Origin of the sequence: Streptomyces sp. NPDC007945, assembly GCF_042958885.1 — a bacterium.
Classification (GTDB): Bacteria; Actinomycetota; Actinomycetes; order Streptomycetales; family Streptomycetaceae; genus Streptomyces.
The window spans coordinates 1,100,542-1,126,588 of sequence record NZ_JBIBJV010000002.1 but is presented as its reverse complement, the minus strand read 5'-3'; the positions used below and the strand labels follow the sequence as shown (position 1 = coordinate 1,126,588).

The 26,047-nt window shown below is 74.4% G+C and carries 24 protein-coding genes and 6 pseudogenes; 16 read left to right on the top strand and 14 right to left on the bottom strand.

The features are described from left to right. Positions 1–34: 34 nt before the first annotated feature. From ACFZCF_RS10565 to ACFZCF_RS10555, 3 genes are all read right to left on the bottom strand, one after another. A complete protein-coding gene (locus tag ACFZCF_RS10565; protein ID WP_391285914.1) occupies positions 35–1,684 on the bottom strand; it encodes a transporter in 1,650 nt (549 codons plus the stop codon). Beyond that, positions 1,681–2,535 carry an ABC transporter ATP-binding protein gene (locus tag ACFZCF_RS10560; RefSeq protein ID WP_388438057.1) on the bottom strand — a complete coding sequence of 285 codons (855 nt, stop codon included), beginning with the start codon at positions 2,533–2,535 and terminating at the stop codon, positions 1,681–1,683. Before ACFZCF_RS10560 ends, ACFZCF_RS10565 begins: the two co-directional genes overlap by 4 nt. A gap of 86 nt (positions 2,536–2,621) precedes the next feature. Continuing rightward, positions 2,622–3,302, bottom strand: coding sequence for a bifunctional DNA primase/polymerase (locus tag ACFZCF_RS10555; RefSeq protein WP_391285912.1), 681 nt, complete (start codon positions 3,300–3,302; stop codon positions 2,622–2,624). Positions 3,303–3,590: 288 nt separating this feature from the next. Between ACFZCF_RS10555 and ACFZCF_RS10550 the strand changes: the two genes are divergently transcribed. Then, on the top strand, positions 3,591–4,973 hold the full coding sequence (locus ACFZCF_RS10550) for a transcriptional regulator (RefSeq protein ID WP_388438051.1): 1,383 nt from the start codon (positions 3,591–3,593) through the stop codon (positions 4,971–4,973). A gap of 132 nt (positions 4,974–5,105) precedes the next feature. Further along, on the top strand, positions 5,106–6,584 hold the full coding sequence (locus ACFZCF_RS10545) for a hypothetical protein (RefSeq protein ID WP_391285909.1): 1,479 nt from the start codon (positions 5,106–5,108) through the stop codon (positions 6,582–6,584). A 36-nt stretch (positions 6,585–6,620) separates the two neighbouring features. Here the strand turns inward: ACFZCF_RS10545 and ACFZCF_RS10540 are convergent, their stop codons facing one another. Beyond that, a complete protein-coding gene (locus tag ACFZCF_RS10540) occupies positions 6,621–7,946 on the bottom strand; it encodes an ABC transporter substrate-binding protein (RefSeq protein WP_391285907.1) in 1,326 nt (441 codons plus the stop codon). 166 nt (positions 7,947–8,112) lie between these two features. Here ACFZCF_RS10540 and ACFZCF_RS10535 point away from each other — a divergent pair, with 166 nt between their 5' ends. Continuing rightward, entirely contained in the window at positions 8,113–8,640 is a 528-nt protein-coding gene (locus ACFZCF_RS10535; protein ID WP_381860818.1) for a hypothetical protein, read from the top strand. Between the two features lie 72 nt (positions 8,641–8,712). Next, the gene (purU, locus tag ACFZCF_RS10530) at positions 8,713–9,564 is read left to right on the top strand and encodes a formyltetrahydrofolate deformylase (protein ID WP_388438043.1); all 852 of its coding nucleotides are present in this window, start codon (positions 8,713–8,715) and stop codon (positions 9,562–9,564) included. Between the two features lie 49 nt (positions 9,565–9,613). Here the strand turns inward: purU and ACFZCF_RS10525 are convergent, their stop codons facing one another. Together ACFZCF_RS10525 and ACFZCF_RS10520 are read right to left on the bottom strand one after the other, a co-directional pair. Continuing rightward, entirely contained in the window at positions 9,614–10,819 is a 1,206-nt protein-coding gene (locus tag ACFZCF_RS10525) for a maleylpyruvate isomerase N-terminal domain-containing protein (RefSeq protein WP_391285904.1), read from the bottom strand. After that, the gene (locus ACFZCF_RS10520) at positions 10,816–11,394 is read right to left on the bottom strand and encodes a sigma-70 family RNA polymerase sigma factor (protein ID WP_388438038.1); all 579 of its coding nucleotides are present in this window, start codon (positions 11,392–11,394) and stop codon (positions 10,816–10,818) included. Before ACFZCF_RS10520 ends, ACFZCF_RS10525 begins: the two co-directional genes overlap by 4 nt. Positions 11,395–11,614: 220 nt before the next feature. Between ACFZCF_RS10520 and ACFZCF_RS10515 the strand changes: the two genes are divergently transcribed. After that, positions 11,615–12,079, top strand: a complete 465-nt coding sequence (locus tag ACFZCF_RS10515) for an STAS domain-containing protein (RefSeq protein WP_388438035.1) — start codon at positions 11,615–11,617, stop codon at positions 12,077–12,079. On the opposite strand, the pseudogene ACFZCF_RS10510 reads toward ACFZCF_RS10515, so the two are convergent. The 3 genes and pseudogenes from ACFZCF_RS10510 to ACFZCF_RS10500 all read right to left on the bottom strand — a co-directional run. After that, positions 11,997–12,467: pseudogene (locus tag ACFZCF_RS10510) on the bottom strand (cyclohexanecarboxylate-CoA ligase); the annotation flags it as partial. The gene ACFZCF_RS10515 and the pseudogene ACFZCF_RS10510 sit on opposite strands and share 83 nt — an antisense overlap. A 46-nt stretch (positions 12,468–12,513) precedes the next feature. Continuing rightward, a complete protein-coding gene (locus ACFZCF_RS10505) occupies positions 12,514–12,693 on the bottom strand; it encodes a hypothetical protein (protein WP_391285901.1) in 180 nt (59 codons plus the stop codon). A 34-nt stretch (positions 12,694–12,727) separates the two neighbouring features. Continuing rightward, positions 12,728–12,949, bottom strand: a complete 222-nt coding sequence (locus tag ACFZCF_RS10500) for a hypothetical protein (RefSeq protein ID WP_391285899.1) — start codon at positions 12,947–12,949, stop codon at positions 12,728–12,730. Between the two features lie 227 nt (positions 12,950–13,176). On the opposite strand from ACFZCF_RS10500, the pseudogene ACFZCF_RS10495 reads away from it, so the two are divergent. From ACFZCF_RS10495 to ACFZCF_RS10485, 3 genes and pseudogenes are all read left to right on the top strand, one after another. Next, positions 13,177–13,320: pseudogene (locus tag ACFZCF_RS10495) on the top strand (amidohydrolase); the annotation flags it as partial. Then, positions 13,295–13,659 (top strand): annotated as a pseudogene (locus ACFZCF_RS10490) (acyl-CoA dehydrogenase family protein); the annotation flags it as partial. The pseudogenes ACFZCF_RS10495 and ACFZCF_RS10490, both read left to right, overlap by 26 nt. A gap of 326 nt (positions 13,660–13,985) precedes the next feature. Further along, the gene (locus ACFZCF_RS10485; protein ID WP_388438029.1) at positions 13,986–14,444 is read left to right on the top strand and encodes an ATP-binding protein; all 459 of its coding nucleotides are present in this window, start codon (positions 13,986–13,988) and stop codon (positions 14,442–14,444) included. Positions 14,445–14,707: 263 nt separating this feature from the next. On the opposite strand, the pseudogene ACFZCF_RS10480 reads toward ACFZCF_RS10485, so the two are convergent. Continuing rightward, a pseudogene (locus ACFZCF_RS10480) lies at positions 14,708–15,267 on the bottom strand (cyclase family protein); the annotation flags it as partial. On the opposite strand from ACFZCF_RS10480, the pseudogene ACFZCF_RS10475 reads away from it, so the two are divergent. The 3 genes and pseudogenes from ACFZCF_RS10475 to ACFZCF_RS10465 form a co-directional block, all read left to right on the top strand. Continuing rightward, positions 15,231–15,494: pseudogene (locus ACFZCF_RS10475) on the top strand (Zn-dependent alcohol dehydrogenase); the annotation flags it as partial. The pseudogenes ACFZCF_RS10480 and ACFZCF_RS10475 sit on opposite strands and share 37 nt — an antisense overlap. A gap of 83 nt (positions 15,495–15,577) precedes the next feature. Further along, complete coding sequence (locus ACFZCF_RS10470; protein ID WP_391285896.1) at positions 15,578–16,837, top strand: MFS transporter; 1,260 nt, start codon at positions 15,578–15,580, stop codon at positions 16,835–16,837. Then, complete coding sequence (locus tag ACFZCF_RS10465; protein WP_391285894.1) at positions 16,837–17,442, top strand: hypothetical protein; 606 nt, start codon at positions 16,837–16,839, stop codon at positions 17,440–17,442. The genes ACFZCF_RS10470 and ACFZCF_RS10465 overlap by 1 nt, the downstream gene beginning before the upstream one ends. Here ACFZCF_RS10465 and ACFZCF_RS10460 read toward each other — a convergent pair. Then, on the bottom strand, positions 17,376–18,398 hold the full coding sequence (locus ACFZCF_RS10460) for a GlxA family transcriptional regulator (RefSeq protein ID WP_388438019.1): 1,023 nt from the start codon (positions 18,396–18,398) through the stop codon (positions 17,376–17,378). The two genes, ACFZCF_RS10465 and ACFZCF_RS10460, sit on opposite strands and share 67 nt — an antisense overlap. A 23-nt stretch (positions 18,399–18,421) precedes the next feature. Between ACFZCF_RS10460 and ACFZCF_RS10455 the strand changes: the two genes are divergently transcribed. From ACFZCF_RS10455 to ACFZCF_RS10445, 3 genes are all read left to right on the top strand, one after another. Continuing rightward, complete coding sequence (locus ACFZCF_RS10455) at positions 18,422–19,711, top strand: MFS transporter (RefSeq protein ID WP_391285890.1); 1,290 nt, start codon at positions 18,422–18,424, stop codon at positions 19,709–19,711. Positions 19,712–19,813: 102 nt separating this feature from the next. Next, positions 19,814–21,088: an MFS transporter gene (locus ACFZCF_RS10450; protein WP_391285888.1), complete on the top strand. Its 1,275-nt coding sequence runs from the start codon at positions 19,814–19,816 to the stop codon at positions 21,086–21,088. 7 nt (positions 21,089–21,095) lie between these two features. Then, positions 21,096–21,530 (top strand): hypothetical protein, encoded by a 435-nt coding sequence (locus tag ACFZCF_RS10445; protein WP_391285886.1) that lies wholly within the window; start codon positions 21,096–21,098, stop codon positions 21,528–21,530. On the opposite strand, the pseudogene ACFZCF_RS10440 reads toward ACFZCF_RS10445, so the two are convergent. Next, positions 21,517–21,740: pseudogene (locus tag ACFZCF_RS10440) on the bottom strand (flavin reductase family protein); the annotation flags it as partial. The gene ACFZCF_RS10445 and the pseudogene ACFZCF_RS10440 sit on opposite strands and share 14 nt — an antisense overlap. A 5-nt stretch (positions 21,741–21,745) precedes the next feature. After that, positions 21,746–22,891: an NAD(P)-binding domain-containing protein gene (locus ACFZCF_RS10435; protein WP_391285884.1), complete on the bottom strand. Its 1,146-nt coding sequence runs from the start codon at positions 22,889–22,891 to the stop codon at positions 21,746–21,748. A 183-nt stretch (positions 22,892–23,074) separates the two neighbouring features. Between ACFZCF_RS10435 and ACFZCF_RS10430 the strand changes: the two genes are divergently transcribed. Both ACFZCF_RS10430 and ACFZCF_RS10425 read left to right on the top strand, forming a co-directional pair. Then, the gene (locus ACFZCF_RS10430) at positions 23,075–23,527 is read left to right on the top strand and encodes a DoxX family protein (protein WP_391285882.1); all 453 of its coding nucleotides are present in this window, start codon (positions 23,075–23,077) and stop codon (positions 23,525–23,527) included. Positions 23,528–23,542: 15 nt separating this feature from the next. Continuing rightward, on the top strand, positions 23,543–23,947 hold the full coding sequence (locus tag ACFZCF_RS10425; RefSeq protein WP_391286023.1) for an OB-fold domain-containing protein: 405 nt from the start codon (positions 23,543–23,545) through the stop codon (positions 23,945–23,947). A 12-nt stretch (positions 23,948–23,959) separates the two neighbouring features. On the opposite strand, the gene ACFZCF_RS10420 is transcribed toward ACFZCF_RS10425, so the two are convergent. Further along, positions 23,960–26,014: a protein kinase gene (locus ACFZCF_RS10420; protein ID WP_391285880.1), complete on the bottom strand. Its 2,055-nt coding sequence runs from the start codon at positions 26,012–26,014 to the stop codon at positions 23,960–23,962. Between the last annotated feature and the right edge of the window lie 33 nt (positions 26,015–26,047).

Here is a 26,047-nt window from a genome sequence, read left to right as displayed (position 1 = left end):
GCGCGTGGACGGCCCCTTCGTGGCGCTCGGTACGTCAGCCCTTGCTGACCGCCGCCAGGATCTCCGGGAGGCTTCGCGCCATCCGGCCCGACATCAGCCGCAGCGCGCCCCACAGGAGCAGCGCCCCGTACGTGACGCCCAGCGGCAGCAGCAGCCACAGCAGGCCGTGGTGGTCGGAGACGCGCAGCCACACGAGGAGGCCGATCAGCGGGCCGCACAGCAGCGGGCCGCCGAACATGCCGCCGAAGATCGCCGCGATCGCCATGCCGCCCTGGCCGGGCGCCACGTTGCGGCGCGACTCCTGGGGGATCCCGTACGGGTACCGCACCGAGGTGACCACGCCGAGCGCCAGCATCGCCCCGAGCAGGGCGAACGACAGGCCGAAGACCTCGGGAAGCCGGTTCCAGCCGCCGGTGGCCGCCGCCGTCGCCAGGGCCACGACGACCGTGAACGGGACGGTGATCGAGATCATCACGTACGCCCGGTCGCGCAGCTCCGCGTAGGCGTCCTCCGGCGACGAGATCGTCTGCGCCACCATCCAGAACGCCGACGAGTCCTGCCCGAACTGGTTGAACATCTGCACGCCCAGCATCCCCGACGCGAAGCACGCCCAGTAGACCGAGCCGTTCTCCTGGAAGGCGTTGAACAGCGGCACGAGCGCCCCGACCGCCAGCGCCGACACCCACGCCGCCTTCGTCTTCGGATCACGCCAGATGTAACGGAAGCAACGTTCCATCACCGCGCCCGTACGGCCTCCGGGCAGCAGCCGCGCGAGCAGCCCCCGCCCCGCCGCCGGGTCCTTGACCGCCTCCGGGGCCGCCCCGATCGTCGAGCCGTCCGGTTCGACCATCAGCCGCAGCAGGCTCCGCCGCCACCACCACAGCAGCGCCCCCAGGGCCGCCACGGCGAGCAGCAACCGCGCCGCGGCGAGCACCAGGTCGCCGTCGGCGGCGGCGCCGACCGCCGCCACCGCCGAGGCCGGCGGCAGCCAGCCCACCACCGACGCCGCCGTGTCGAGCACCGACAGGTCCTCCGCGCGGCCCAGCGCCTGGGCGCCGAAGTTGACCGCCTGGATGCCGAGCGCGATCAGCAGACCGCTCAGCAGCGCCATGTCCCGGCCCTTGCGGGAGGTCAGCAGTCGTACGTTCGCCGTGGCGATGGCCCGCGACAGCGCCACGCACACCATCAGCACCAGCGGCACCGCGAGCACCGCGGTCACCGTCGCCGCCGGCCCGTGCGCCACGGCCGCCACCGCGCCGACCGCCAGACAGAGCGTGAACAGCGGGCCGGTGCCCACCAGGGAGGCCACCAGGAGCGCCCGCACCAGGGGCTGCGGCCGCAGCGGCAGCATCACCAGGCGCGACGGGTCGAGCGTCTCGTCCCCGCTCGGCAAGAACAGCGGCATCACGGCCCAGCCGAGCCCGAAGACCCCGGTCGTCAGGACCGCGACCGCGCCGGCCGCCTCGTGCCCCCGCAGCAGGAGGAAGCCGAGCACCATGAAGGCGGCGATCAGCAGCACCACCACCAGGGAGGCGACGAACGCGGCCGTGCGCCCGCCGGACTGCCGCAGCCCGTTCCGCAGCAGCGACAGCTTCAGTCGGACGAAGATCGGGGTGAGCGACGGCTCGGAGGCGGCGGCCGAACCGCCGGCGGCGGCAGCGCCCGCGGTGACCGGGGCGCTCACGAGCGGTCTCCCCGGGCGCCGCCCAGCCAGTCCAGCGAGTCCCCCGCCGCCGCCCGGTCCTGGGCGCCCACCAGCTCCAGGAACGCCTCCTGGAGGGTCGCGGCCGAGCCCTTCACCTCCGCCAGCGGCCCCTGCGCACGGATGCGGCCGCCGGCCATCACGGCGACCCAGTCGCACAGCGACTCCACCAGCTCCATGACGTGGCTGGAGAAGACCACGGTCGCGCCGGAGGAGGTGTACCGCTCCAGGACGCCGCGGATGGTCTGCGCCGACACCGGGTCGACGCCCTCGAAGGGCTCGTCGAGGAAGAGCACGTCCGGGTTGTGCAGCAGCGCCGCCGCGAGCCCGATCTTCTTCCGCATGCCGGTCGAGTAGTCGACGACCAGCTTGTGCTGCGAACCCGCCAGGTCCAGGACGTCCAGGAGCTGGGTGGCGCGCTTGTCGACCTCCGCCCCGGGCAGCCCCCGCAGCCGCCCGCTGTACGCGAGGAGTTCACGGCCCGAGAGCCGCTCGAAGAGCCGCAGCCCCTCCGGCAGGATCCCGATCCCGGCCTTCACCCGCGCCACCGACTCGGGATCCCGCCACACGTCGTGGCCGGCCACCCGGATGCGGCCGGCGTCCGGCCGCAGCAGGCCGGTGATCATGGAGAGGGTGGTGGTCTTGCCGGCGCCGTTGGGCCCGACGAGACCGATGAACTTCCCCGCGGGCAGCACCAGATCGATCCCGCTCACCGCGATCTGCTGCCCGAACCGCTTCCACACCCCCTCCACCTGCACCGCGGGCGCCGCCCCGGAGTTCTCCGGTGCGGCGCCCGTCGGTTCGAACGTCCCGTCAAATGCCTGGTCGGGCATGGTCCGTCAACCCTTCGGTTGTCCCCTACGACGCCTGTTCGCGCCGTTCCGGCCACCCTAAGGGGCCGTCCGGGGAGAACCCCAGGTCACGGACGGCGCGACCGCGCCTCCGCCGCCTCACGCCCGCACGCGTACGCGAGCGCGCTGATCAGCTCCTCCGCGTCGGGCAGCCAGCGGTTGGCGTGCGTGGGGCGCCGCGCCCACTGCACGGCGCCCCGGCCGCCGATCCGGGTGGGCGGCGCGGCCACGTAGTGCCCCTCGCCGCGCGTGGCGAGGTCGAGCGCCGACGGGGCCCAGCCGAGCTTGCGGATCAGTTCGGGCACCTTGGCGGCGGCCCCCGGCAACACGAAGAAGAACATCCGGCGGTCCGGGGAGCAGGTCACGGGACCCAGCGTCAGCTCCATCCGCTCCATGCGGGCGAGCGCGAGGAAGCCGGCCGCCTCGGGGACCTCGATCGCGTCGAAGGTGCGACCGGTGGGGAGGAGGATCGACGACTTCGGCTGCTTCGACCACATGCGCCGGGCACCCACCCCGCTCCCGGTCGCCAGCGTCGCCCAGTCCGGCCTCACGGCGTGCCCGCCGGGCAGGGGACAGTCGGCGGTGCCGCAGGAGCAGCGCTCCCGGCCGTCGACGGCTTCCAGCCAGGTCCCCGGGAACACGTCCCAGTGCCGCTCCTCCGCATACCGCACGGCGCTGTCGAGCAGCTGCTCGCCTCGCTGCTTGGGGATCTGTGCGGCTTCCGTCGTGACTCCGATGGTCTCATCCACGTCGAAGACAACTCCCCCCGTCACCTGGGGTTACGGGCGGGGCGGCGCCGGGAGTGAGGCATCGATCCTGCATGCGGGGCGCATGGGTGCACGCGCGGGGGCGCGCGGGGGACCGGGGAGCGGGGGAGGGGTACAAGAGGGCGGGGCGGACACGGCACGGAGCGGGGCGGGGTGCCGCGGACCGCCCCCGTCGTGTCCGGTTTCGCGTGTTCACATCGGCATTGGCCGGATATTCCCCGGGCAGTGATCCCTTCGTTTCCGTACCCGTCCCTTCTGGGGGTTCCACTCATGGCAGCCAGGCCACTCGTGCCGCGACAGACCAATGAACGGCTCCAGGCGCTCATCCAGGAGGCCGCCTGCTCCAACGCCGGTCTCGCCCGCAGGGTCAACATGGTCGGCGCGGAGCGCGGTCTCGACCTGCGGTACGACAAGACCTCGGTGGCGCGCTGGCTGAGAGGGCAGCAGCCGCGAGGCCGGGCGCCCGGCATCATCGCCGAGGCCCTCGGCCGCAAGCTGGGGCGGACGGTGACGATCGACGAGGTGGGGATGGCCAACGGCCGGAACCTCGCGGCGGGCGTCGGCCTCCAGTTCGCGCCGACGGTGCCCGGCGCGATCGAGCAGGTCTGCGAGCTGTACCGCAGCGATGTCGGCCGCCGGGAGTTCCTGACCGGGTCCGCGGTCGCCGCCTCCGCGCTCGTGGAGCCCAGCCGCGACTGGCTGATCAGCGGCGTCGACGCGCAGGTGGCGCGGGCGGCCGGGGCGCGGGTGGGGCGCGCGGACGTGGCGGCGGTACGGGAGATGACGGCGGCGCTCGTCGACCTCGACCGGCGCTTCGGCAGCGGCCACGTCCGCCCGGTGGTGGTCCACTACCTCGACAGCGTGGTCTCCGGGATGCTGTCGGGCTCCTACCGGGAGGAGGTGGGGCGCGAGTTGTTCGGCGCGGTGGCGCGGCTGACGGAGCTGGCCGGCTACATGGCGGTGGACACGGGCGAACCGGGTCTGGCGCAGCGGTACTACATCCAGGCGCTGCGGCTCGCTCAGGCGGCCGGGGACCGCGGCTACGGCGGCTATGTGCTGGCCGCGTCGATGAGCCACCTGGCGGCGGAGCTCGGGAACCCGCGGGAGATCGCCCAGTTGGCGCGCGCCGCGCAGGAGGGGACGCGGGGCGGGGTGCCGCCGCGGGCCGAGGCGATGTTCCTGGCGGCGGAGGCGCGCGGGCACGCGCTGATGGGCGACGACCGGGCCTTCGAGTCGGCGGCGGGCCGTGCCGTACGCGCGCTGGAGGCGGCCGATCCGGAGTCGGGTGACGACCCGGTGTGGATCGCCCACTTCGACCAGGCCTATCTGGCGGACGAACTGGCGCACTGCTATCGGGACCTGGGGCGGGCGGACGCGGCGGTGCGGGCGGCGGAGGAGTCGCTGGCCGGGCATCCGGAGGGGAGGGCTCGGCGGCGGGCGATCGGGCTGGCGCTGCTCGCGCACGCGCGCGTGGAGCAGCGGGAGGTCGAGGAGGCGTGCCGCACGGGCACGCGCGCGCTCGAACTCCTCGGCACGCTGCGGTCGTCGCGCGGGGCGGAGTACCTGGAGGAGCTGAGGGAGCGCCTGGAGCCGTACGCGGGCGAGGCGGTGGTCCGGGAGTTCGAGGCCCGGCTGGAGATGCAGGCGGTGTGAGCGGACGGTTCGAGGGGCGGTTCCGTTCCACGGGGCGGGTGTTATCGGGCTCACACGTGTGTGCGGAGCCATGGACGCACCCGGTAGCGTGAGCCGACGATTCCGTAGGTCGGTCCATCAGTAGGAGTCCCGGTGACGCAGAACGGACAGGGTCCGGAGCAGGGGGGCGCGCAGGCGTGGGGTGGTGCCTGGGGCCCCGCGGGCGGCCCGCCCCAGCCCGGCGGGCAGCCGCTGCCCCCCGCGCAGCCGCTGCCGCCCGAGGCGCCGGCCGCCGGTGATCTCCAGGCCACGCAGTACATCGCGCCGGTCCCGGCGCAGCCCCAGGGCGCGCCGATGCCTCCGGCCGGTCCTCCGGCGGGGTACGGCTATCCGCCGCCGGTCGCGGCGTACGGCACGGACCCGGACGCGCAGGCGACCCGGCACATGGCCCCCGTACCCGGCGGTGTCCCGCCGCAGGGTCCGCCCGCCGGGTACGGCTACCCGCCGCCGGCCGCCGCGCCGGTCGCGGACCTGCAGGCGACGCAGCACATCGCGCCGGTGACCGGGGGCGTTCCGCCGCAGGGCGGTGCCGGGGGCGCGCAGACGCAGTTCCTGGGCACCGGGCGGCTGCCGCAGCCGCCCGCGGGGGCCTCGGACGCGACGCAGTACATGGCGCCCGTGCCGGGGAGCGGCGGTCCGGTGCCCGGTGGTCCGATGCCCGGTGGTCCCGTGCCGGGTGGTCCGGGGGCCGGTGGGGCGGGGCCTTCGCAGCCGCCCGCCGAGTTCGACAGCCTGTTCCGGGACGCGGCGCCCGCCCAGCCCGCGCCGCCCGCGTACCAGCAGCCGGCCCCGGCTCCGTACCAGCAGCGGCCCCCGCACCCCCACCAGCCGCCGCCGCAGCAGCAGTACGGCTACCCGGGCGGTGGCGGCCACCAGGCGCCCGGCGGGCCCCAGGACGGTTACTACGACGACGAGCCGGCGCCGCGCCGGAAGTCGCCGGTGGCGCTGATCGCGGCCGTGGTGGTGGGCTGCGCCGTCGTCGGTCTCGGCGTGGGCGCCCTGCTCAGCGGCGGTGACGAGGAGAAGGCGCCGACGGCCGGGACGAGCGCGGCCCCGAGCTCGGCGCCGTCGGCCGCGGGCGGCGACACCTCCCCGGCGCCGGTGGAGAAGGAGGACCCGGCCGAGCCGCAGGCGAAGGAGCTGGACAAGCTCCTCGCGACGAGCAACGACAGCCGGGACGCGGTGATCAGCTCGGTCGAGGCGATCAAGCAGTGCAAGAACCTCGACAAGGCGGCCGCCGATCTGCGGGGCGCCGCCCAGCAGCGGCGGGGCCTGGTGACCAAGCTGCAGACGCTGAGCATCGACAAGCTCCCGGACAGCGGGGCGCTGAAGGCGTCCCTCACGCGCGCGTGGCAGGCGTCGGCGTCGGCCGACGACCACTACGCGGGCTGGGCGGCGCAGATGAAGGCCAAGAACGCCTGCAAGGGCGGCCAGGCGAAGCAGACCAACCACTCCAAGGCGGCGAACGCGAAGAGCGGCGAGGCGACCGAGGCGAAGCAGGAGGCGGCCGGGCTGTGGAACCCGATCGCCGGGAAGTACGGACTGACGAAGCGGTCCGCCACCCAGCTGTAGGGGCGGCGGACCGGGAGCGGGGCCGGGGATGGACGGTCAGCCCCGGTTGGTGACGGTGGGGCCGACGTCGACGAAGCCGGGCTGCTGGGCGACGAGCCGGCCCTTCCTGACCACCTGGAACGTCACCTCGTGGTTGACGATCCTGGGGAAGTCGGGGGCGCCGAGCAGGTCCTCGTACATCCAGCGCAGCGGCGGGGTGAGGCCGCCGGTGTCCACGCGGGCGCCGTGGTCGAGGGCCTCGGTGATGCGCGCGCTGGTGATGACGTCGGTGTCCAGGGACTCGATGACCTGCTTGAGGACGGTGTAAGCGATCCAGGTGGTCTGCACGCCGGTGTCGGTCGGGTCGACCCGGTTGTCGGCGAAGGCGTGCTCCTTGACGACCTCGCGCATCGGCCCCCAGCTCTTGTCGTCCGCCTCCGGGTACCAGCCGGTGACGTAGGCGCCCTCGAAGGGGCTGCGGGCGCCGCCGGTGCGGTCGATGACGGGCTGGCCGACGCTGCCGAGGACGGACGAGATCCGGATCGGCGACCCGCCGTCGGAGTCCGAGGAGCCGGAGGGGCCGGAGCCCGTAGAGGAGTCGGCGTCGTCGGCCCGGGCGCCGCCGGCGGACGCCGGGAGCCGCCGGAAGGAGTCGAAGAAGGTCTGGGTCCGCTCGCCGAGGACGGCGGCGACGCAGCCGTCCTCGGTACCGGCCTTCTCCCGGGCGCGGGCGGCCTGGGAGGTGTACTCGGTGGCGTCCTCGACGGCCGGGATGTCGACGGCGCCGCGCTTGCTGGCCTTCTTCAGGCCGGCGTCGAGCAGCTTGGGCAGCCGGTCGCCGGCGAGGGTGTCCGGGCGCACCAGGGAGACCTTGTCGCAGTCCGCGGCGAGCTGCATGCCGTGGCCGGCGAGCAGGGCGGCGAGGCCGCCGTTGACGGGGTACGAGAGGGGGCTGGTGAACTCGTCCTCGGTGATGCCGTAGCCCCCGATGTAGGGGATGCCGGCGGCTTCGAGGGGGGCCATGAAGGCGCGGCCGTTCTGGCTGTACGAGCCCACGACGGCGACGGCCTTCTCGCGTACGGCGCGGCGGGCGCACGAGGCGGCGCCGGTGGGGGTGTTCTGCTCGTTGCAGGTGAGGACGCGCAGTTCGTGGCCGTCGATGCCGCCCTGGGAGTTCACCCAGCGGGCGAAGGTCTGGGCCATGGCGGGCATGCCGGGCATGTTGGTCGCGCGGGTCTGGTCGGGGGCCCAGGTCATCACCGTGACGGGCTCCCTGGAGCCCCCCGTGGCACCAGGGAGCACGCCACACCCGGTGAGGAGCGACGCGCCGGCCGCCGCGGCGGTGACGGACGCGAGGAGAGTGGACAGTCGCCTACCGGTCATGGACGCTCACGATTCCGCCTCACGGGTAACGCGGGAGTGTGAGCCGTTCAACGGAGGGTGACCTGAAGGTGAATTGCGGGGGACCGAGGGCCTAAGGGGAGGCAGTCAATCCGGTTGTCGGTGGGCGGCTCATCCGGTTGTCGGTGGGCGACCGTACGATCGGACGATGTCCAGTACCGCGTCCAGCACCGCCTCCAGTACCGCCCCCGGTTCGGCCGGCTCTTCCCGTCGCGGGCGTCGCTCCTCCACCATGGGCGGCATGCCGCTCAACGACATGCCGTGGTGGCGCTGGCGCACGAACGTGCGATCGGCGCTGCACATGCTCTCCGACCCCGCGTTCCACCAGTCCGTCTGGCTCGCCGGCCAGGAGGGGTACGGGGACGTCACCGACGCCGTCTACCGGCTCGTCGAGGACACCTGGCTCGACAACTGGTCCGCCGAGAAGTACGTCGGCGCGATCTTCCGCGACTCGGGGGAGGCGCAGCTCGTGGACGTCGCCGTCCTGCGGGTGCTGCGGATCCTGCACCAGGTCGGTCCCGACGCGCCCGTCTCCGCGTACCTGGAGCACCCGGGCTGGCCCGAGGCGGTCCGCGCGGCGCGCGAGGCGCACGTGCGCCTCGCGACGGCCGACGGGGACGACCCGGACGTGCCGCCGCGCTCGCTGGACGTGCTGCGGATCCTCACGCGCGCGTGAGCCCGGCCGACGGGGTGTTCCGGAGGACGGACGGAGTACGGGCGGGCGCGCGCGGTGTGGCACGCTGTCCGGATGACCGACCAGTACGTCCTCACCCTCTCGTGCCCCGACAAGCAGGGCATCGTGCACGCCGTGTCGAGCTACCTCTTCATCACCGGATGCAACATCGAGGACAGTCAGCAGTTCGGAGACCGTGACACAGGTCTCTTCTTCATGCGGGTCCACTTCTCGGCGGAGGCGCCGGTGACGGTGGAGAAGCTGCGGGCGAGCTTCGCGGCGGTGGGCGACTCCTTCCAGATGGACTGGCAGATCCACCGGGCCGACGAGCGCATGCGGGTCGTGCTCATGGTCTCCAAGTTCGGCCACTGCCTGAACGACCTGCTCTTCCGGTCGTCCATCGGCGCGCTGCCCGTCGAGATCGTCGCGGTCGTCTCCAACCACACGGACTTCGCGGAGCTCGCCGCCTCGTACGACATCCCCTTCCGGCACATTCCCGTGACGAAGGAGACGAAGGCGGAGGCGGAGGCGGAGCTGCTCGCGCTCGTCGAGGAGGAGAACGTCGAGCTGGTCGTGCTCGCGCGGTACATGCAGGTGCTGTCCGACGAGCTGTGCAAGCGGCTGTCCGGGCGGATCATCAACATCCACCACTCCTTCCTGCCGAGCTTCAAGGGCGCGAAGCCGTACCACCAGGCGCATGCGCGGGGTGTGAAGCTGATCGGGGCGACGGCGCACTACGTGACGGCGGACCTCGACGAGGGGCCGATCATCGAGCAGGAGGTCGAGCGGGTCGGTCACGAGGTGACGCCGGACCAGCTCGTCGCCATCGGGCGCGACGTCGAGTGCCAGGCGCTGGCGCGGGCCGTCAAGTGGCACGCCGAGCGTCGCATCCTCCCCAACGGCCGCCGCACCGTCGTCTTCACCTGAGCCCCCGGCGCCCCCCTGCCGCCCACCGGGGCGGCGGGGGTCGTGGTGGTCAGAGGTGGCTCAAGGAGGCGGCGGCCGCGAGGACGTCCTGGATGGCCTGGCGGTCGCCGGTCTGGCCGGCGGCGGCTTCTTCGGGGGTGATGTGGCCCGCCACCAGCTGGCAGAACTCGACGCCGTCCAGGGCGACCTGCGCGACCGTGTGGTCGGGGGAGCCGAGGGCCGCCGGTGAGTCCAGGGCGATGTACCAGTGGCCGCCGCCCGCGCCCTCCACCTCCAGGTGGAGCGAGCGCCCCGGCGCGCCCGCCGTGACGAGGTGGCGGCCCGGTGCCGCCCGGCCGGTGCGGCGGCGGTGGGCGACGGCGGCCGGCAGCTGGCGGGCCGCCAGGTCGATCATGCCGTGGAGGTGCGGGCCGCTCGGCGGGCCGTACGGGTAGGCCACCGCGTTCGCGATGTCGTCCGCGTGGAGCCAGCACTCGAAGGCCCGTTCCAGCAGGGCGTCCTTCAGGGGCAGGGCGAAGTCGCCGTAGGTGACGGTGAGGTCGGCGACCTCGCGGCCCGCGAAGGAGACCGTGCGGATCAGGGTGTGGCTCTGCTCCCGCCACGGGGCACGGAGGGAGCGGTTCGCCGGCCGGTCGAGGGACTCCCAGAAGGCCTCCGTCCGCTCGGCGGGGGTGAGGTCGGGGGAGACGCCGTCGCCCAGGGGGTCGGTGAGGCCCAGCGCCCCCGACACCAGGCCGTCCACCGCCAGGAGGTGGCCGATCACGCCCGCGACGGTCGACTTCCGCCGGACCTGCCGGTCGTCCTCGTACCACTTGAGCCGGACCGGCGCGTGCCACTCGGACTCGCCGATGTCCCGCAGCAGCGCGTCGAGCCGGGCGGTCTCCGCGTCGTACGGCGTCGCCCACGCCGGCACGGGGATGCGGGCCGGGCGGCGGCCCAGGCAGTTCTCCAGGACCCGGGAGCGCAGGAGCGGGTCCAGGTCGAGGTCGCGGTCCTCGTGGAGCAGCGCCACCGCGTCGCGCAGTCGCAGCGCCTCGTCCGCGCACGGCGCGCAGGCCGTCAGGTGGTCCTCCACGGCGCTCGTCTCGGCGGCGGAACACGCCGAGAGCGCCCACGCCCCGAGGAGGGACTTGAGCACGGTGTGGGAGAGGACCGGAGGTTCCGCGAGTGCGGCGTGGTCGTCGGCCGACTCCCTCGGAGCCGGTATCCACGGGGCGCGTGCGAGGTCGTCGCCCTCGCCGTTCGCCGCCGTCACAGCGCCCGTCCGTAGCCGCCCGGCGGTCCGTCCGGCGGGCGGGTGTTGGCCGAGGAGAGGAGCTGGAGGCCGAGCCGCAGCCGGCGCCTGGCCTCCTCGTGGCTGATCGACAGGTCGGCGGCGGTCTGGCGGTAGTCCCGCCGCTGGAAGTACGCCAGTTCGAGCGCCTTGCGGAGCGGGGCGGGCATGGAGGTGACGATGTAGTCGGCGCGGGCGGCGACGGAGGCCCGGCGCACCTTGGCCTCCAGCTCCTCCGCCGAGCCGACGCCGGTCTCCGCGTACGCCGTCGCCTCCGCCTGCCGCAGCCGGTGCACGGCCGTCCGCTGGGTCACCCCGGCCACCCAGGAGCGCAGGTTGCCCTGCCGGGGGTCGTACGCCTCGGGGTTCTCCCAGATGTAGCCGAAGACCTCCCGGGTGACCTGGTCGGCCGCCTGGTCGTCGTCGAGGACGCGGTGGGCGAGGCTGTGCACGAGGGAGGCGTAGCGGTCGTACAGCTCGCCGAGGGCCGCGGCCTCGCCGCGCGCCAGCCGCTGCTGCATCCTGCGGTCCCAGCGCGGTGGTGTGTCCGTCGCCATCCGAGCCCTCCGCCTTCCGCTTGCCGTGCCGTTCCGTGTCGCCCTGCCGCCGCCGGTTCCCGTCCCGTCCCGTCCGTCTTCGACCCAAACTAGTGCGAGGCACCGACGACGCACGCCTCTTTGCCGCAAGTGCGGCCTTCACGCAGGAGCGGATGGTAAGGAAAGCGTCATAGCGGGCGCCAGGGGTTTCGGCGGCGCCTCCCGGGGCAAGCGCCCGTCCGTGACGACGATCGAGGCCGACGAGGACGACCGCGGCGGGTGGACGGTGCTCCGCCTCCGCGGTGAGCTCGACCTGTTGACCTCGCCCCGGATACGCGAGTGGGTCCACGACGCCGTGGCCGCCGGCCGGCACGATCTCGTCGTCGACCTCACCGGGGTGCGGTTCTGCGATTCCAGCGGGATCGGTGTCCTCGTCGGCGCCCGTCGGCTGCTGCGCTCCTGCGGCGGACGGCTGCGGCTCGTCCTTCCCGGCGCGGGTGCGGGGCACGGCCATGTGACGCGGGTGTTCGCCGCGCTGGGCGTCACCCGGCTCTTCGAGGTGTTCGAGGACCTGTCCGCGGCGCTCGCGGGCGGACCCGTCGCCATCCCGCCGCAGGCCGGGCCTACCCTGCTGCCCCCGGGGCCCCCGCTGTCCTCGGTGTCCCCGCCGCCCCCGGTGACGCCGCTGCCCCGAACCGCTCCCTGAGCCGGTACTTCAGCACCTTCCGCAGGGTCTCGTTGCGCGGCAGGGCGTCCACCACCTCCAGCTGCTCCGGCAGCTTGTGGACGGAGAGCCCGGCCGCGCGCAGGAAGGCCGTCACCGCGTCCAGGGTGAGCGGCGGGGCGCCCTCGGGCTGCTCGACGACGGCGCAGACCCGTTCGCCCCGCTCGGGGTCCGGGAGGCCGATGACGGCGGCGTCACCGACGGCCGGGTGCGCGTGGAGCAGGTCCTCGATCTCCTTGGCGGAGATGTTCTCGCCCTTGCGGATGATGACGTCCTTCGCCCGTCCGGTGAGGACGAGGTGCCCGCTGGAGGTCAGGTGGCCGAGGTCGCCGGTGATGAGGAAGCCGTCCCCGTCGAAGGCGGCGGCGGTCTGCGCCGGGCCGGACGCCCGTGCCCTACAGCCCGGCGGCGCAGCGCTATGCGCGGTCGCGCAGTGCGCCGTCGGTGAGGACGCGGTTCTCCTGGAGCAGGACGGGCCGGTCGGGGGTGAGCGCGGCTCGGCGCTCGACGAGCTCCCAGAGCGTCCGGGAGGCGCCGAGGGCGTGCGCGGTCCCGGTCTCGCCGCCGGTCTCGGCCTTGGTCACGCTCTCGGTCACGGCGGCTCCCTGGACGACTCGATCTGACTGCTCGTCAGGTGATGGGGAGAGCGTAGGGGGTGGACCCCGGCCGGTCCAGAGGCGCGGAGGGGGCTCCGGGTCCGGCCGGTGCGACCCGGCGGCGGGCCGGCCCGCGAGCCCCGGCCGCGGCCCCCGGCGACCGGGAGAGCAGCGCGGTGGAGGCGATCAGGGGGCCGAAGCGCAGCTGCGCGGGGTTGGGGCCGGGGAGCTTCCTGGAGGCGCGGACGTGCGTCATGGGTGGTTCCGATCGGGTGGGGGGCGAGAGGGGCCGCTCGGGAGTCTCCCCGGACCACTGCGGGCTTTCCAGGGACGGATCGTGCAGACAATCCGCGCGGCGCGCGGCGCGGGCGACCGGCGCCCGGGTCGCGCCCCCGTGCTCCGGCAGGTACTACCCATGCCCGTCCGGAGGCGATGGCTTGAGGGGGCTAGTATCTGACGGTCCATCAAGTATGGGGAGGGGTCATGACGGAGCTGCCCCGCATCATCAGCGTCGACGACCACGTGATCGAGCCCGCCCACCTCTTCGACACCTGGCTGCCCGCGAAGTACCGCGACCGGGGGCCCCGGGCGCTCACGGCCGGGATCGGCGAGCTCGCGTACCGAGGCCACCGTTGCTCACGCGGGGCGCCGGGAGCAGTTCGGGCAGGTCATCGGCGGGTTCCGGGCCGTGAAGCACATCTGCGCGGGAATGCTCGTGCGGACCGAGCTCGCCCGGGCGGCCGTGCACGCAGCCGCCGTCACCGCCGACCCGGTGGAGATCGCGGGGGCGAAGCTGCTCGCCGACGAGGCGGCCGTCGCCAACGCGCGGGACTGCCTCCAGGTGCACGGCGGGATGGGGTTCACCTGGGAGGCGGACGTCCATCCGCATCTGAAGCGGGCCTGGGTGCGGGCCGCCCTGGTGCCGCCGGCGAGCGGGCGGCGGAGGCCGTGACGGCCGCGCTCTGAACCCCCGAACTGGTGACGGAGCGTGTTCGAATCCCGGTGGTCGTGGACGGAATGTCGATACCGGGTTGTGTCCTTCGGAGGGTCGCCACGAGCCGGAGTGGGCCCTCCGCTCCGGTACTCTCCGTGGGATGCGAGTGCTTGTGGGTCCGGGTCGCGCCCCGCGTTCGACTCCCCGCCGCGTGCGTCGCACAGTATGGACCATGCGTACTCCTTCGCGCTGGAATATGCCCGAAGCGCTTGTTGTGGTGACTGTACGTCAACCATGCTGTCCCGCAAGGGAATCACGTTCCGTAAAGGTGTGTTCGCCGGTTCGGATGGTGTGAACGGTGCAGGTGCTTCAGGTTCAGTTGGAGGTCGGGCCCGACCCGGCCGAGGTGGGGCGTGCGCGTCGGTGGGCGCGTAAACGGCTGGCCGGCTCCGGGATAGGCGACGACGAGCCGCTGGCGGAGACGCTGGTGCTGCTCATCTCCGAGCTCGTCACCAACGCGGTGGTGCACACGGGCTGTCCCGCCGTGCTGCGGATGCTCTTCGCGGCGGAGGGCGGGGTGCGGGTCGAGGTCGCCGACAGCAGCGAGCTGCCGCCCCGGCCCCGGCGCGCCGCGGGCGAGGACACCAACGGGCGCGGCCTGGAACTGGTCGACGGCCTCGCCGACCGGTGGGGCTGGCAGTCCGAGGGGCGGGGGAAGAGCATCTGGTGCGAGGTCGACCGGACTCCCTCGGCGATGCCCCTGGCCATGCCGGGGATCGGTGAGGGCATCGGTTCCCCCGGACGGGTGCGCTGTTGACGGTTCGTTCCGTTTTGCCCACCCTGGGGTGAGCGATTCGTGGCGAGGGGAGTCGAGGGCCGCGTGCCCTCGGCATGTGCGGGTCGTGGTCGGGTGGCGGCGGTCCGCGCCGTGCTCGGGGCGCGCGCGGGCGCGCCGCCACCCGTGAACCCATGGCGCGGTGGCGCGCGAACGCCCGGGCCGTGGCCCATGGGTGCGAGGCGCCGTCGGCCTGTCGGCCCGTGATCCCGCGCATCCGTGAGTCCGGGCGCGCGGAGGGGGGCTCAGAGGACGGCGACCGGGGCGACCGGTGTGCCCGTGCCGCCGACGAAGGGTTCCGGCATGGTGGAGAGCGGGAAGGCGTAGCGGCCTTCTTGTGCACAGGCTGTGGACAACTCCTCCAGGTTCCAGTTCTGGCCCTGGAGCATCCCCATCTCGACCAGGTCGAGCGCGTGCACGCCCAGCCACAGGTCCTCGATCTCCGGCGGGAAGATCTCGAAGGTGAGCGTGTCGTTGGCGACGGCCGCGACGTCCCGGGCGTGGAACCACTCCGGCGTGCGGATCGAAAGCCCCGGCGACGGGAAGGCGTACGCGTGCCGGTCCCCGGCCAGGTACAGCCGCAGCTGCCCGGTCCGTACGCGGCGCGGACGTGCGGGGTGACGGTGCCGGCGGGGCGCCCGTTGCAGATCAGGCCCGAGTGCGAGGCGTGCGTGAGGGCGTCCCAGTGGGTGCCCGCCTGCAGGCCGAGGGTCACCGCGTCGTCGCCGGTCGCGACCGTGCCGGGGCCGAAGAGCTCCTGGTTGACCTGGACCACCCGTCCTGCTGGGGATGACCGCGCCCCGGGCGGAGGCGAGCTTCCTGTCGGCCGCGATGTTCCTCGACAAGTCGATCCTCGGCTGCCGCTACGGCTCCTCCCGCCCGCAGAAGGACATCCCGCTCTACGCCGAGCTGTACCGGACCGGCGAGCTGCTCCTCGACGAACTGGTCACCGCCTCCTCTCCGGTGGAGGAGTTCGGCCGGGCCCGGGAGGACGCGGAGGCGGGGAAGGTGGCCCGGGGCGTGCTCCTGTTCTCGAACCCGGCCCGTTCCCCGGCCCGTTCGGGTCCTCCGGAACCCGTTCGAGTTCCCCGCCCCCGCGGCGGTACGTTCGCCGGATGTCGTACCGCTCGCTCCTCACCCGCCCCGTCCTCACCTGGTGCGCCGTCACTACGGCCGCCCGGATGCCCGTCGCCATGGCGCCGCTGGCCCTGGTGTTCCTGGTGCGGGAGAGGCCGGGCGGGTACAGCCTCGGGGCCGTGCTCGCGGCCGTGTACGTGATCGGGGAGATCATCGCCGCGCCGGTGCTGGGCCTGCGGATGCGGGCCGAGCGGGCGCGGCCGCAGATGGCGGGCGGGCTGGCCGTGGGCGCGGCCGGCTTCGCGGGGCTCGGGCTCGCGCCGGGCGCGCACCCGGGCGTCCTGGGGGCGCTGGCGTTCCTGGCGGGGGCCGGGCCGGTCGCCGTGTCGGCGGGGCTGCGGGCCCTGCTCACGGGGATGGTGCCGGAACGGTCCGTCACCCAGGCGCTGAGCCTGGAGTCCATGCTGACCTTCGGGATCTGGGCGGCCGCGCCCGCGCTGACGACCGGCCTCGCGCTCGGCGCGGCCCCCGCCGTACCGCTGCTCCTCCAGGCCGCGCTGATGGCCGCCGGGCTCGCGGGGTTGTGGCTGCTGCCCGCCGGATGGTCGGCGGAGGCGGCGGAGAAGGACGCGCCGGGCAGGCGGCGGGCGTTGCTGGCGGCCTGGCCGGTGTACGTCCTCGGAGCGGCGTCGCTGACGCTCCTGGCGCTCGCCGAACTGATCCTGCCCGCCCTCCTGGAACAGCGCGGGATCGGCATCGGGTGGGCGGGGCCGTTGCTCGCCGGCTTCTCGCTCGGGTCGGTCGCCGGTTCCTTCCTGTACGGGCTCCGCTCCGACTGGCCCGGGCCGCTCCCGGCGCAATCGCTCCTGCTCGTCCTCGGGGTGACCGCGGGGGTGGCGGCGGTGGCGCTGCTGCCGGGCGCCGTCGCCCTCGGCGTCGCGCTCGCGGCGGCCGGGCTGCTCCAGGCGCCGGCGATGCTCACCCGGAACCTGGCCCTGCGGCGGGTGCTGCCGCCGTCGGCGCTGGCCGCCGGGTACTCGATCATGTACGCGGCCGTCGGCGCGGGGTACGCGGCGAGCGGCACGCTCGCGGGCGGGCTGCTGCGGGTGGTCGCCCCTTCGACGGCGATCCTGTGCGGGGTGGGCCTGACCCTGCTGCTCGTCGTGGTCGCGGCGCTCGGCGAGCTGAGGCTCGTACGGAACACGGAGCGGAAGAGGGAGCGGAACCGGGAGCGGGAGGCGGCACGTCCGCAGGAGGAGAAGTCCGGGTCCGCCGCCGTCGACACGAGGAACCCCTGATGCGACTCCGCAAGCCGTCCGTGCTGCTCGTGCCCCTCGCCCTGGGGTCCCTGCTCGTGTCCGGGTGCGGGGGCGGCGACCAGGAACCGCCCGCCCCGAAGAAGCCCGCCCCCACGGCTCCGGCCCCCGAGGCGACGGCCACACCCGCGGCCGCGGTGGCGGAGGAGCAGGCCGAGCGCGCGCGGGAGGCCGTCGGCTCGGTGGACGACCCGGGGTTCCTGGAGGGCGGGAGCGCGCCGGTCGCGGAGGGTGCGCACGTCCGTGCCGTGCTGGAGCCGGGGGAGGCGTACGGGCTCGCCGTGGCCTGCGTCGGCACGGGCGCGGTGACGGTCGTCGTCGAGGACCGGGAGCCGGCGACCGTGCCGTGCGACGGGGTGCCCGTCCGCCGGCGCGTGGCGGACGCCCCCGCGGAACTGCCGGTCGCGATCACCGCCGTGGGCGGGGCGACCGGCGTGGTCGCCTGGCGGATCGACTCCGTCGACCTCGACCGGAGCACGCCGTCCGGGACCCCGGACGGCGCGGGTCAGGCCGCCACGGGTCAGGCCGACGGCACCGACGACGATGACGACGACTCGGGGAAGCCGAGGCGGAAGGTGCGCCGGTAGGCGGTCGGGGTGACGCCGATCGCGGTCATCAGGTGGACCCGCAGCGACTGGGCGGTGCCGAAGCCGGAGTCCTGGGCGACCCGGTCGACGGGCAGGTCGGTGGTCTCCAGGAGGTGACGGGCCCGCTCGATCCGCTGCTGGGTGAGCCACTGGCCGGGGCTGATGCCGACCTCGTCGCGGAAGCGGCGGGTGAAGGTGCGGACGCTGGTCGCCTCCCGCTCGGCGAGGTCGCGGAGCTGGATCGGCTCGTGGAGGTGGGCGAGGGCCCAGGCGCGGGCGGCGGTCGTGCTCTGGGTGCCGGTGTCGGGGACGGGACGGGCGATGTACTGGGCCTGGCCGCCGTCCCGGTGCGGGGGGACGACCGTGCGGCGGGCCACGTCGTTCGCGACCGCCGAGCCGTGGTCGCGGCGGACGATGTGCAGGCACAGGTCGAGGCCGGCGGCGACGCCCGCCGAGGTGAGGACGTCGCCGTCGTCGACGAAGAGGACGTCGGCGTCGACCCGCACGGTCGGGAAGAGCCGCTGGAAGTGGTCGGCCGAGGCCCAGTGGGTGGTGGCGGGGCGCCCGTCGAGGTATCCGGCGGCGGCGAGGACGTACCCGCCCGTGCAGATCGCGACGAGCCGGGTCCCGGGCCGGACGCGGGCGAGCGCGGCGGCCAGTTCGGGGGTGAGCCTGCCCTCCTCGTAGACCGGGCCCAGTTCGTACGAGGCCGGGACGACGACCGTGTCCGCGGTGGCCAGCGCCTCCGGGCCGTGCTCCACGTGGATCGCGAAGTCGGCGTCGGTCCGCACCGGTCCGGCGGCCACGGCGCACGTCACGATCTCGTACAGCGGGCGCCCCTCGGGGTCCAGGGCGCGGCCGAAGATCCGGTGCGGTATGCCCAGTTCGAAGGGGAGGAGCCCCGGCAGGGCGAGGACGGCGACGCGGTGCGGCCGGTGGGGCGCGGTCTCTCCCATGGGCCTCTTCCTCGGTAAAATCAATGGTGGTCCAGACCAGCCGGTGGTACGACTGGCTGCCCGTGACGGACAACACGTACAAGCCCGGGGCCGACGCGCTGATTCCCCTGCCGGCTGCTCCCCCCGCGCTCTGGAACCGTAACTTCAGGCTCTTCTTCACGGCCAGGGCCGCCGCGGTCCTCGGCGAGGGGATGGTCCCCGTCGCGTTCGCCGCCGGACTGCTCGGCGCGGGCCGGCCCGGCTCCTCCGTCGGCTACGCGCTCGGCCTCTGGACGGCCGCCTTCGCCGTCTTCGTCCTCCTCGGCGGCGTCCTCGCCGACCGCTTCACCGCCCGCCGCATGATGATCACCGCCGATCTGCTGCGGCTGCCCGGGGCGGCGCTGCTCGCCGTCGCCTTCGCGGTCGGCAGCCCGCCGCTGTGGGCCGTGTACGGGCTCTCCGTCGTCGCCGGCGTCGGCGCCGCGCTCTTCCAGCCGGGGGTCGCCTCGACGATCCCGCGGATCGCGTCCGACGTGCAGCGCGCCAACGCGGTCCTGCGGGTGGTGGAGGCGCTGATGACGATGGCGGGTCCGGCGCTCGCGGGGCTCCTCGTCGCCGCCTGGAACGCGGGCGCGGCCTTCGCCGCGAACGCCGCCACCTTCGCCGTCAGCGCCGTCTGCCTCCTGCTGATGCGGATCCCGCCGATCGCGGACGGCGGCCGGGTCCGCGGCTCGTTCGGCTCCGAACTCGCGCTCGGGTGGCGGGAGTTCCGTGCGCGGAGCTGGCTGTGGGGGGTCATCTCCATCTGGACGGTGTACGGGCTGACCGTCGCCGGTCCGATGGTGCCGCTCACCGCGAGCCTGGTCACCGGCGGGCACGGCTCGGCGGTGTACGGCGCGCTGATGGCGGTCAACGGCGCGGGCAGCGCGCTCGGGGGGCTGCTCGCGCTCCGCATCCGTCCGCGCCGGCCGCTCGCGTCCGGGGCGGTCGCGCTCCTCGGCCTGCCGGTGAACCTGGCGCTGCTCGGCCTCGGCGCGCCGGTAACGGCGCTGGCGGCCGGGCAGCTCGTGGCGGGCACGGCGTTCGCGTACTGGCTCGTCATGTGGTCCACGGCGGTCCAGACGCACGTCCCGCAGGAGGGGCTGAACCGGATGCACGCCTACGACGTGGCCGGATCCCTGCTGATGATGGGCGTCGGACGCGCGCTGTCCGGGCCGGTCGCGGGGGTGGTCGGCACGGAGGCGGTGCTGCTCGCGGGGGCGGGGATCGCGGTGCTCGTGGTGGCGGCGCTGCTGGCGGTGCGGCCGATCAGGGACCTGCCCAGGGTGTCCTGAGGGCGGGGGACGGCTCGATCGTACGGGGTTGGCCCGATCCGTTGGAAAGCTGGCAGTCGGGCCAATGGCGGGGGCGGGCGGACGGCCGGAATCCTCGATGGCATGGCCCAGACAACGGAGCACCGAGCCTCCCCCTCCACCGCCCGCACCCCGCGCTTCCACCGTGCCTGGTCCGTCGCCGCGGTCACCTTCGTCACGATCATCGGCGCGGCGGCCTTCGCCTCGCTGCCGGGCCTGCTCATCGAACCGCTCCACGGGGAGTTCGACTGGTCGCGCGGCACGATCGGCTTCGCCGTCTCCGTCAACCTCGCCCTCTACGGCCTCACGGCGCCGTTCGCCGCGGCGCTCATGGACCGGTTCGGCATCCGCAGGGTCGTGGCGGTCGCGCTGTCGGTGATCGCGCTCGGCTCGCTCCTGACGGTCTGGATGACGGCCGCGTGGCAACTCGTCCTCTACTGGGGGATCCTCGTGGGCCTGGGCAGCGGCTCCATGGCCCTCGCCTTCGCGGCCACCGTCACCAACCGCTGGTTCACCGCCCGCCGGGGCCTCGTCACCGGCATCCTGACGGCCGCGGGCGCCTCCGGCCAGCTGGTCTTCCTCCCCCTCCTCTCCTGGCTGGTCGAGAACCACGGCTGGCGCCCGGCGGCGGTGACGGTCGCGCTGTCCGCGCTCGCGGTGGTCCCCTTCGTCTGGCTGCTGCTGCGCGACCACCCGGCGGACGTGGGGCTCGCCCCGTACGGTGGCGTGTACGCCGAGAAGCCCGCCCCCGCCACGGGCGCGGCCCGCCGCGCGGTCGCGGTCCTCTTCAAGGCCGCCCGCACCGGGCCCTTCTGGCTCCTCGCCGGGACGTTCGCGATCTGCGGCGCCTCCACGAACGGCCTGGTGAAGACCCACTTCGTGCCGGCCGCCCACGACCACGGCATGCCGGTGACGGCCGCCGCGGGGCTCCTCGCGGTCATCGGCGTCTTCGACGTCGTCGGCACGATCGCCTCCGGCTGGTTCACCGACCGCTTCGAGGCGCGCCGCCTGCTGGCCGTCTACTACGCCCTGCGCGGCGTCTCGCTGCTCTTCCTCCCCATGCTCCTGGCGCCCTCCGTGCACCCGCCGATGCTGTTCTTCATCGTCTTCTACGGCCTGGACTGGGTGGCGACGGTCCCGCCGACGATCGCCCTCTGCCGGGAGCACTACGGCGAGGACTCCGCGATCGTCTTCGGCTGGGTCCTCGCCTCCCACCAGATCGGCGCCGCCGCCGTCGCCTTCGCCGGCGGCGTCGCCCGCGACGTCTTCGGCTCCTACGACCCCGTCTGGTACGCCTCCGGCGCGCTGTGCGCCGCGGCCGCCCTGATGGCCCTGGTCATCCGCCGCCGCGCGGCATGATGGGGGCATGGGGAGTCGGGGGAGGAAACCGTGGGCGCTGTGGGCGGCGCTGGCGCTGCCCGCGGCGGCGACGATCGCGGGGATCGGTACGTACGCCGGAGCCTTGGGCCCGGAGGACCCGCCGAGGCCGTCCCGGGCGGACATGGTGGGGCGGTACGAGGACGGCGAGGGCGGCGCGGTGACGCTGCGGGCGGACGGGACGGCGGTGGTGAGCGGCATCGAGTACACCGCGTACGAGGACGCCACCACGAAGCGGTGCGCGAGCACGGGGACCTGGGCCTTCGAGGAGGCCCTGCCCCGCTGGCACAACAAGGTGCGGGTCTTCACCGCCTGCGGGTACTTCCAGCCCTGGGACGTGGACGGACCCCCGTCCGCCTCGCGGATGACCCACTGGACGGATCCGGGCTACCCCCACGGCCGCCGCGCCCTCACCCGTCGCTGAACCGTCCGAACCGTCCCCGGTGGAAGAGCAGGGGTTCCGTGTCGGTCCCGGTCGCGCCCAGGGCCTCCGCGCGGCCGACGACGATCAGGTGGTCGCCGCCCGTGTGGACCGCGGTGATCGCGCAGTCGATCCAGGCGGGGACGGCGGGGAGGCGGGGGGCGCCGGTGACGGGGGCGGGGGCCACTCCACCCCCGCGAACTTGTCGGCGCCCGGGGCTATTTCCTGGCGATGCGCCGGGCTATGCGTTCCGCGTCGCGGGAGAGTTCGCGGAGCATGCCGCTGATCGGGTTGGTGAAGCCGGTGAAGTAGAGGCCGGGGTAGCCCTCCGGGCAGCGGGGGCCGCGGGCCAGGGGGCGGCCCAGGTCGTCGAGGACGCCGCCGAGGTGGCCGACGAGGGGTTCGAGGGCGCGGCGGTAGCCGGTGGCGGCGATCACCGTGTCCGGGGCGATCCGGGTGCCGTCGGCGAGGACGACCTCGCGGCCGTCCAGGGCCTCGACCGCGGCGACGACCTCGACCTTGCCGGAGCGCACGGCGTCGACCAGGCCGACGTCCTGGACCGGTACCGCGCCGGCCCGGGCGCGGGTGGCGAGGCCGGTGTCCGGGCGGGGCAGCCCGTGCGCGGTGAGGTCGGGCGCGGCGAAGCGGGCGAGGCCCCGGCCCATCAGGTCCACGAGCCCGGCAGGCAGCCGCCGGACGAGGATGCCGGTGCGCTGGGCGGGCCAGCCGGCCGTGGTGCGGCGCACGATGTGCGGGGCGGTGCGGACGGCGATCCGGACCCGGGCCGCGCCGCCCTCGGCGAGGTCGGCGGCGATCTCGGCGCCGGTGTTGCCGATGCCGACGACGAGCACGTCCTCGCCCGCGTACGGCTCCGGGTTGCGGTACTCGCGTGCGTGCAGCAGCCGGCCCTCGTAGGTGTCGAGGCCGGGCCACGCGGGGACGGCCGGCGTGTGGTTGTGGCCGGTGGCGACGACCACGGCCCGGCCGGTGAGCCGCCGGCCGCCGCTGGCGTGCAGCGTCCAGGACCCGATGCCGTTCCGGGCGGGTTCGATCCGGTGCACCTCGACGCCGGTGACGACGTCCAGCTCGTGCTTCTCGGCGTACGCCTCCAGGTAGCGGACGACGTCGGCGCGGGCGACCCAGCGGCCGTACGCGCGGGGGATCCGCATCCCGGGCAGGCCGGAGAGGCGCCGGGTGGTGTGCAGCCGCAGCCGGTCGTAGTGGCCGCGCCAGGAGGTGCCGACGGACCCGGACTTCTCCAGGACCACGGCGCGGACGCCGCGGGCGCGCAGGGTGGCGGCGACCGCGAGCCCGCCGGGGCCGGCGCCGATGACGTACACCGGTTCTTGGGGGGTGGTGACCATGAGTGCTGAGCGTAATGACGTGTACACGCAGTGGGTCTCGGTCGAGAAGGGATTTCGGTTGCGAATCGGTCACGCGCTCCGGCCCGCCCCGCCCCCTTGCGGAGGGCGGGGCGCTCGCGTTGAGCTGACGTATCGTCAGATATGCCCGTGCCCCGGAAGTGGACCCGCCGAGGAGGAACGCCCATGCGGACCGTCTGGCTCACCGGCGCCGAATGGCTCGCCGTCCTCCGCGTGGGCCTCGGCCTGGGGTGGCTGGAGAGCCGGTGCCACAAGGACAGGAAGGGCTGGTTCGAGCGCGGCACCGGCATCGCCTGGGCGGCGGAGGTGGCCGGCGGGCACCGCTGGGGCGCCGTCCGCACCGGCTTCGACAAGGTCGTCGCACCGCGCCCCCGGCTCATGGCGCACGTCGTCGTGTACGCCGAGCTCGCCCTCGGACTCGGCCTGGTCTCCGGCTTCCTCACCCCGGTCGCCCTGGCCGGCGGCCTCCTCCTCAACCTCCTCTACCTCGTCCTCATGATCCACGACCGGGCCGAGCAGGGGCAGAACGCGATGATGGCGCTGATCTCCCTCGTCGCCCTCTTCGCGATGTCCTGGCAGACCTGGTCCCTCGACGCGGCGATCGGACTCTTCCCGTGACGGCCACCCCCCGACATCGACGCCTTCACCCGCGCCTACTGGGACGCCGCCGCCGACGGCCGCCTCCTGATCCGCCACTGCCGGACCTGCGACCGCCCCCACCACTACCCCCGGGAGTTCTGCCCCCACTGCTGGAGCGAGGACGTCGACCGGGTCCCGGCGAGCGGCCGCGCCACGCTCTGCACCTGGTCCGTCGTCCACCGCAACGACCTCCCGCCCTTCGGCGACCAGGTGCCCTACGTGGCCGCCGTCGTCGACCTGGCCGAGGGCCCGCGCATGATGACCCGGGTCGTGGACGTGCCGGAGGCCGACCTCCGGATCGGCATGCGGCTGACGGCCGCCTTTCGGAAGGACGAGGCCGGCGTCACGGTCCCGGTCCTCACGGTCCCGGTCCTCACGGCGGCGCCGCCGGACGTGTAGGCGGCGCCGGGGTCACAGTGCGCCGATGTTGCGCCAGAGCTGGGACGCGTAGCCGCTGGTGCACGTGTAGGACATCACGGCGCCCGGGTTGGCCGTCAGGCACTGGCCGTTGCTCGCGTTCCTGAACTGCCGGCCGGCCGTCGTGGAGGACACGACCTTCCAGGACTGGGAGCTGGAGCCGTTGCACGCGGCGACCGTGACGGCGACGCCGCTGCTGGGCTGGAGGCACTGGCCCGACCTCCTGCTGACCAGCCGGAACGAGCCGTCGGCGTTGGCCCGGTACGTCCAGGAGTAGTTCCCGGCGCTCGGATCGGACCCGCACTCCATCGAGTTGACCGTGACCACCCCGTACGGCTGCTTGTACTCCGTCAGGCAGTTGCCGCTCGTCCCGTTCTCCAGGGAGTACGTCCCCGAGGGCGCCGAACCGCCCCCGCCCGAGGTCGGCGGCGGCTTGGGCGCGGTCGTGGTGGGGCGGGGCGCGGTGGTGGTCGTCCCGCCGGAGGTCGAGCCGCCCGAGGTCGAACCCCCGGACGTCGAGCCTCCGGAGGTCGAGCCGCCGGAGGCCGAACCTCCCGATGTTCCTCCCGACGTGCTCCCCGAGGTGCCTCCCGACGTCGTGGAGGAGCCTCCCGTGGAGCCTCCGGACGTCCCGCCCGAGGAGCCGCCGGAGGTCGACGTACCGCCCCCGCCGCCCGTGGACGAGCCCCCGGCCCCACCGCCGGCCACCGGCGGCAGGGGGGCGCCCGGCGGCACGGAGGCCGCGGGCGCCGAGGCCGAGGCGGACGCGGAGCCCGACGGCTTCGCGGACGCGGACGGCTTCGCCCCCGGGACGGCCGCGGACGGCCGCGGTCCCGCCGGGGAGAGCACGGCCGTGGGCGAGGCGGAGGCCCGCCCGTCCGCGCCCGCCTTGCCGATCTCGTACGGCCCCAGGGTCAGCGTCAGCGTCGTGCCCGTCGTGATGACCACGGGCACGGCCAGCATGACCAGCCGGTTGCGCCGCCGGGGCTCCTTGCCGCCCGCCTGCTTCCCGCCGAGCACGTACGCGGGATCCGTCGCCGGGGTCTGCGGCGTCAGCGGAGCCGTGGCCACGTCCTCCGACGGATCGGCGGCCTCCAGCTCGGCCAGCGCCTCGGCGGTCGGCGCGCCGGCCGCGAAGGCCGTCCGCTCGGCGATCCGCGCCCTGACCGCCTCCGGCCACGCCACCCCCGCCGCCCGCGCGTCCGCGTGCCCGACGAGCTCCGTCGCCGTCGGCCGGTCCGCCGGGTCCTTGGCCAGGCACGTGCGGACCAGGTCGGCGAGGTCCGGGTCGGTCTCCGGGAGCCGTCCGAAGTCCGGCTCCCCGTGCACCACCCGGTACAGCAGGTCGTGCCCCGAACCGTCCCCGAAGGGCGGCCGCCCGTTGGCCGCGTACAGCACGAGGCTGCCGAGGGCGAAGACGTCCGCCGCGCCCGTCAGCACCTTGTCCGCGACGGCCTGCTCGGGCGCCATGTACGCGGGCGTCCCGATGATCATCCCGGTCTTGGTCAGCCGGCTCTGGTCGGCCGCGCGCGCCACGCCGAAGTCGATGAGCGACAGCCCGTCCTCGGTGAGCATCACGTTCGACGGTTTGAGGTCCCGGTGCACCATCTCCGCCGCGTGCACCGTCCGCAGCCCCGCCGCCGCCTCCCGCAGCAGCCGCCACAGCGCCTCCGCGGGCAGCGGCCCGCCGTTGAGCCGCAGCGCGTCGTTGAGCGTCACCCCCGGGATGAACTCGGTCGCGAACCACGGCGGCTTCGCCAGCCGGTCGCTCGCCAGCAGCTTCGTGCTCGCCCCGCCGGGCAGCCGCGCCAGGTTGTCCAGTTCGTGCCCGAAGTGGCTCAGGAAGTCCTTGTCCTCCGCGAGCGAGGGCAGCACCCTCTTCACGGCCGCGTACGTCCCCGGGACCGCGCCCAGGTAGACGCGACCCATCCCGCCGGAGCCCAGCACCCCGAGCAGGCGGAACGCGCCGATGCGGCGCGGATCGTCCGCGTCGAGCGGTATCGCGCCGCTTCCGGCCAAATTAGAGTCGTTTTCCAATTCCCCCTGCATGGGCCACAGGGTAGCCCAGGGAGATGGCCATCT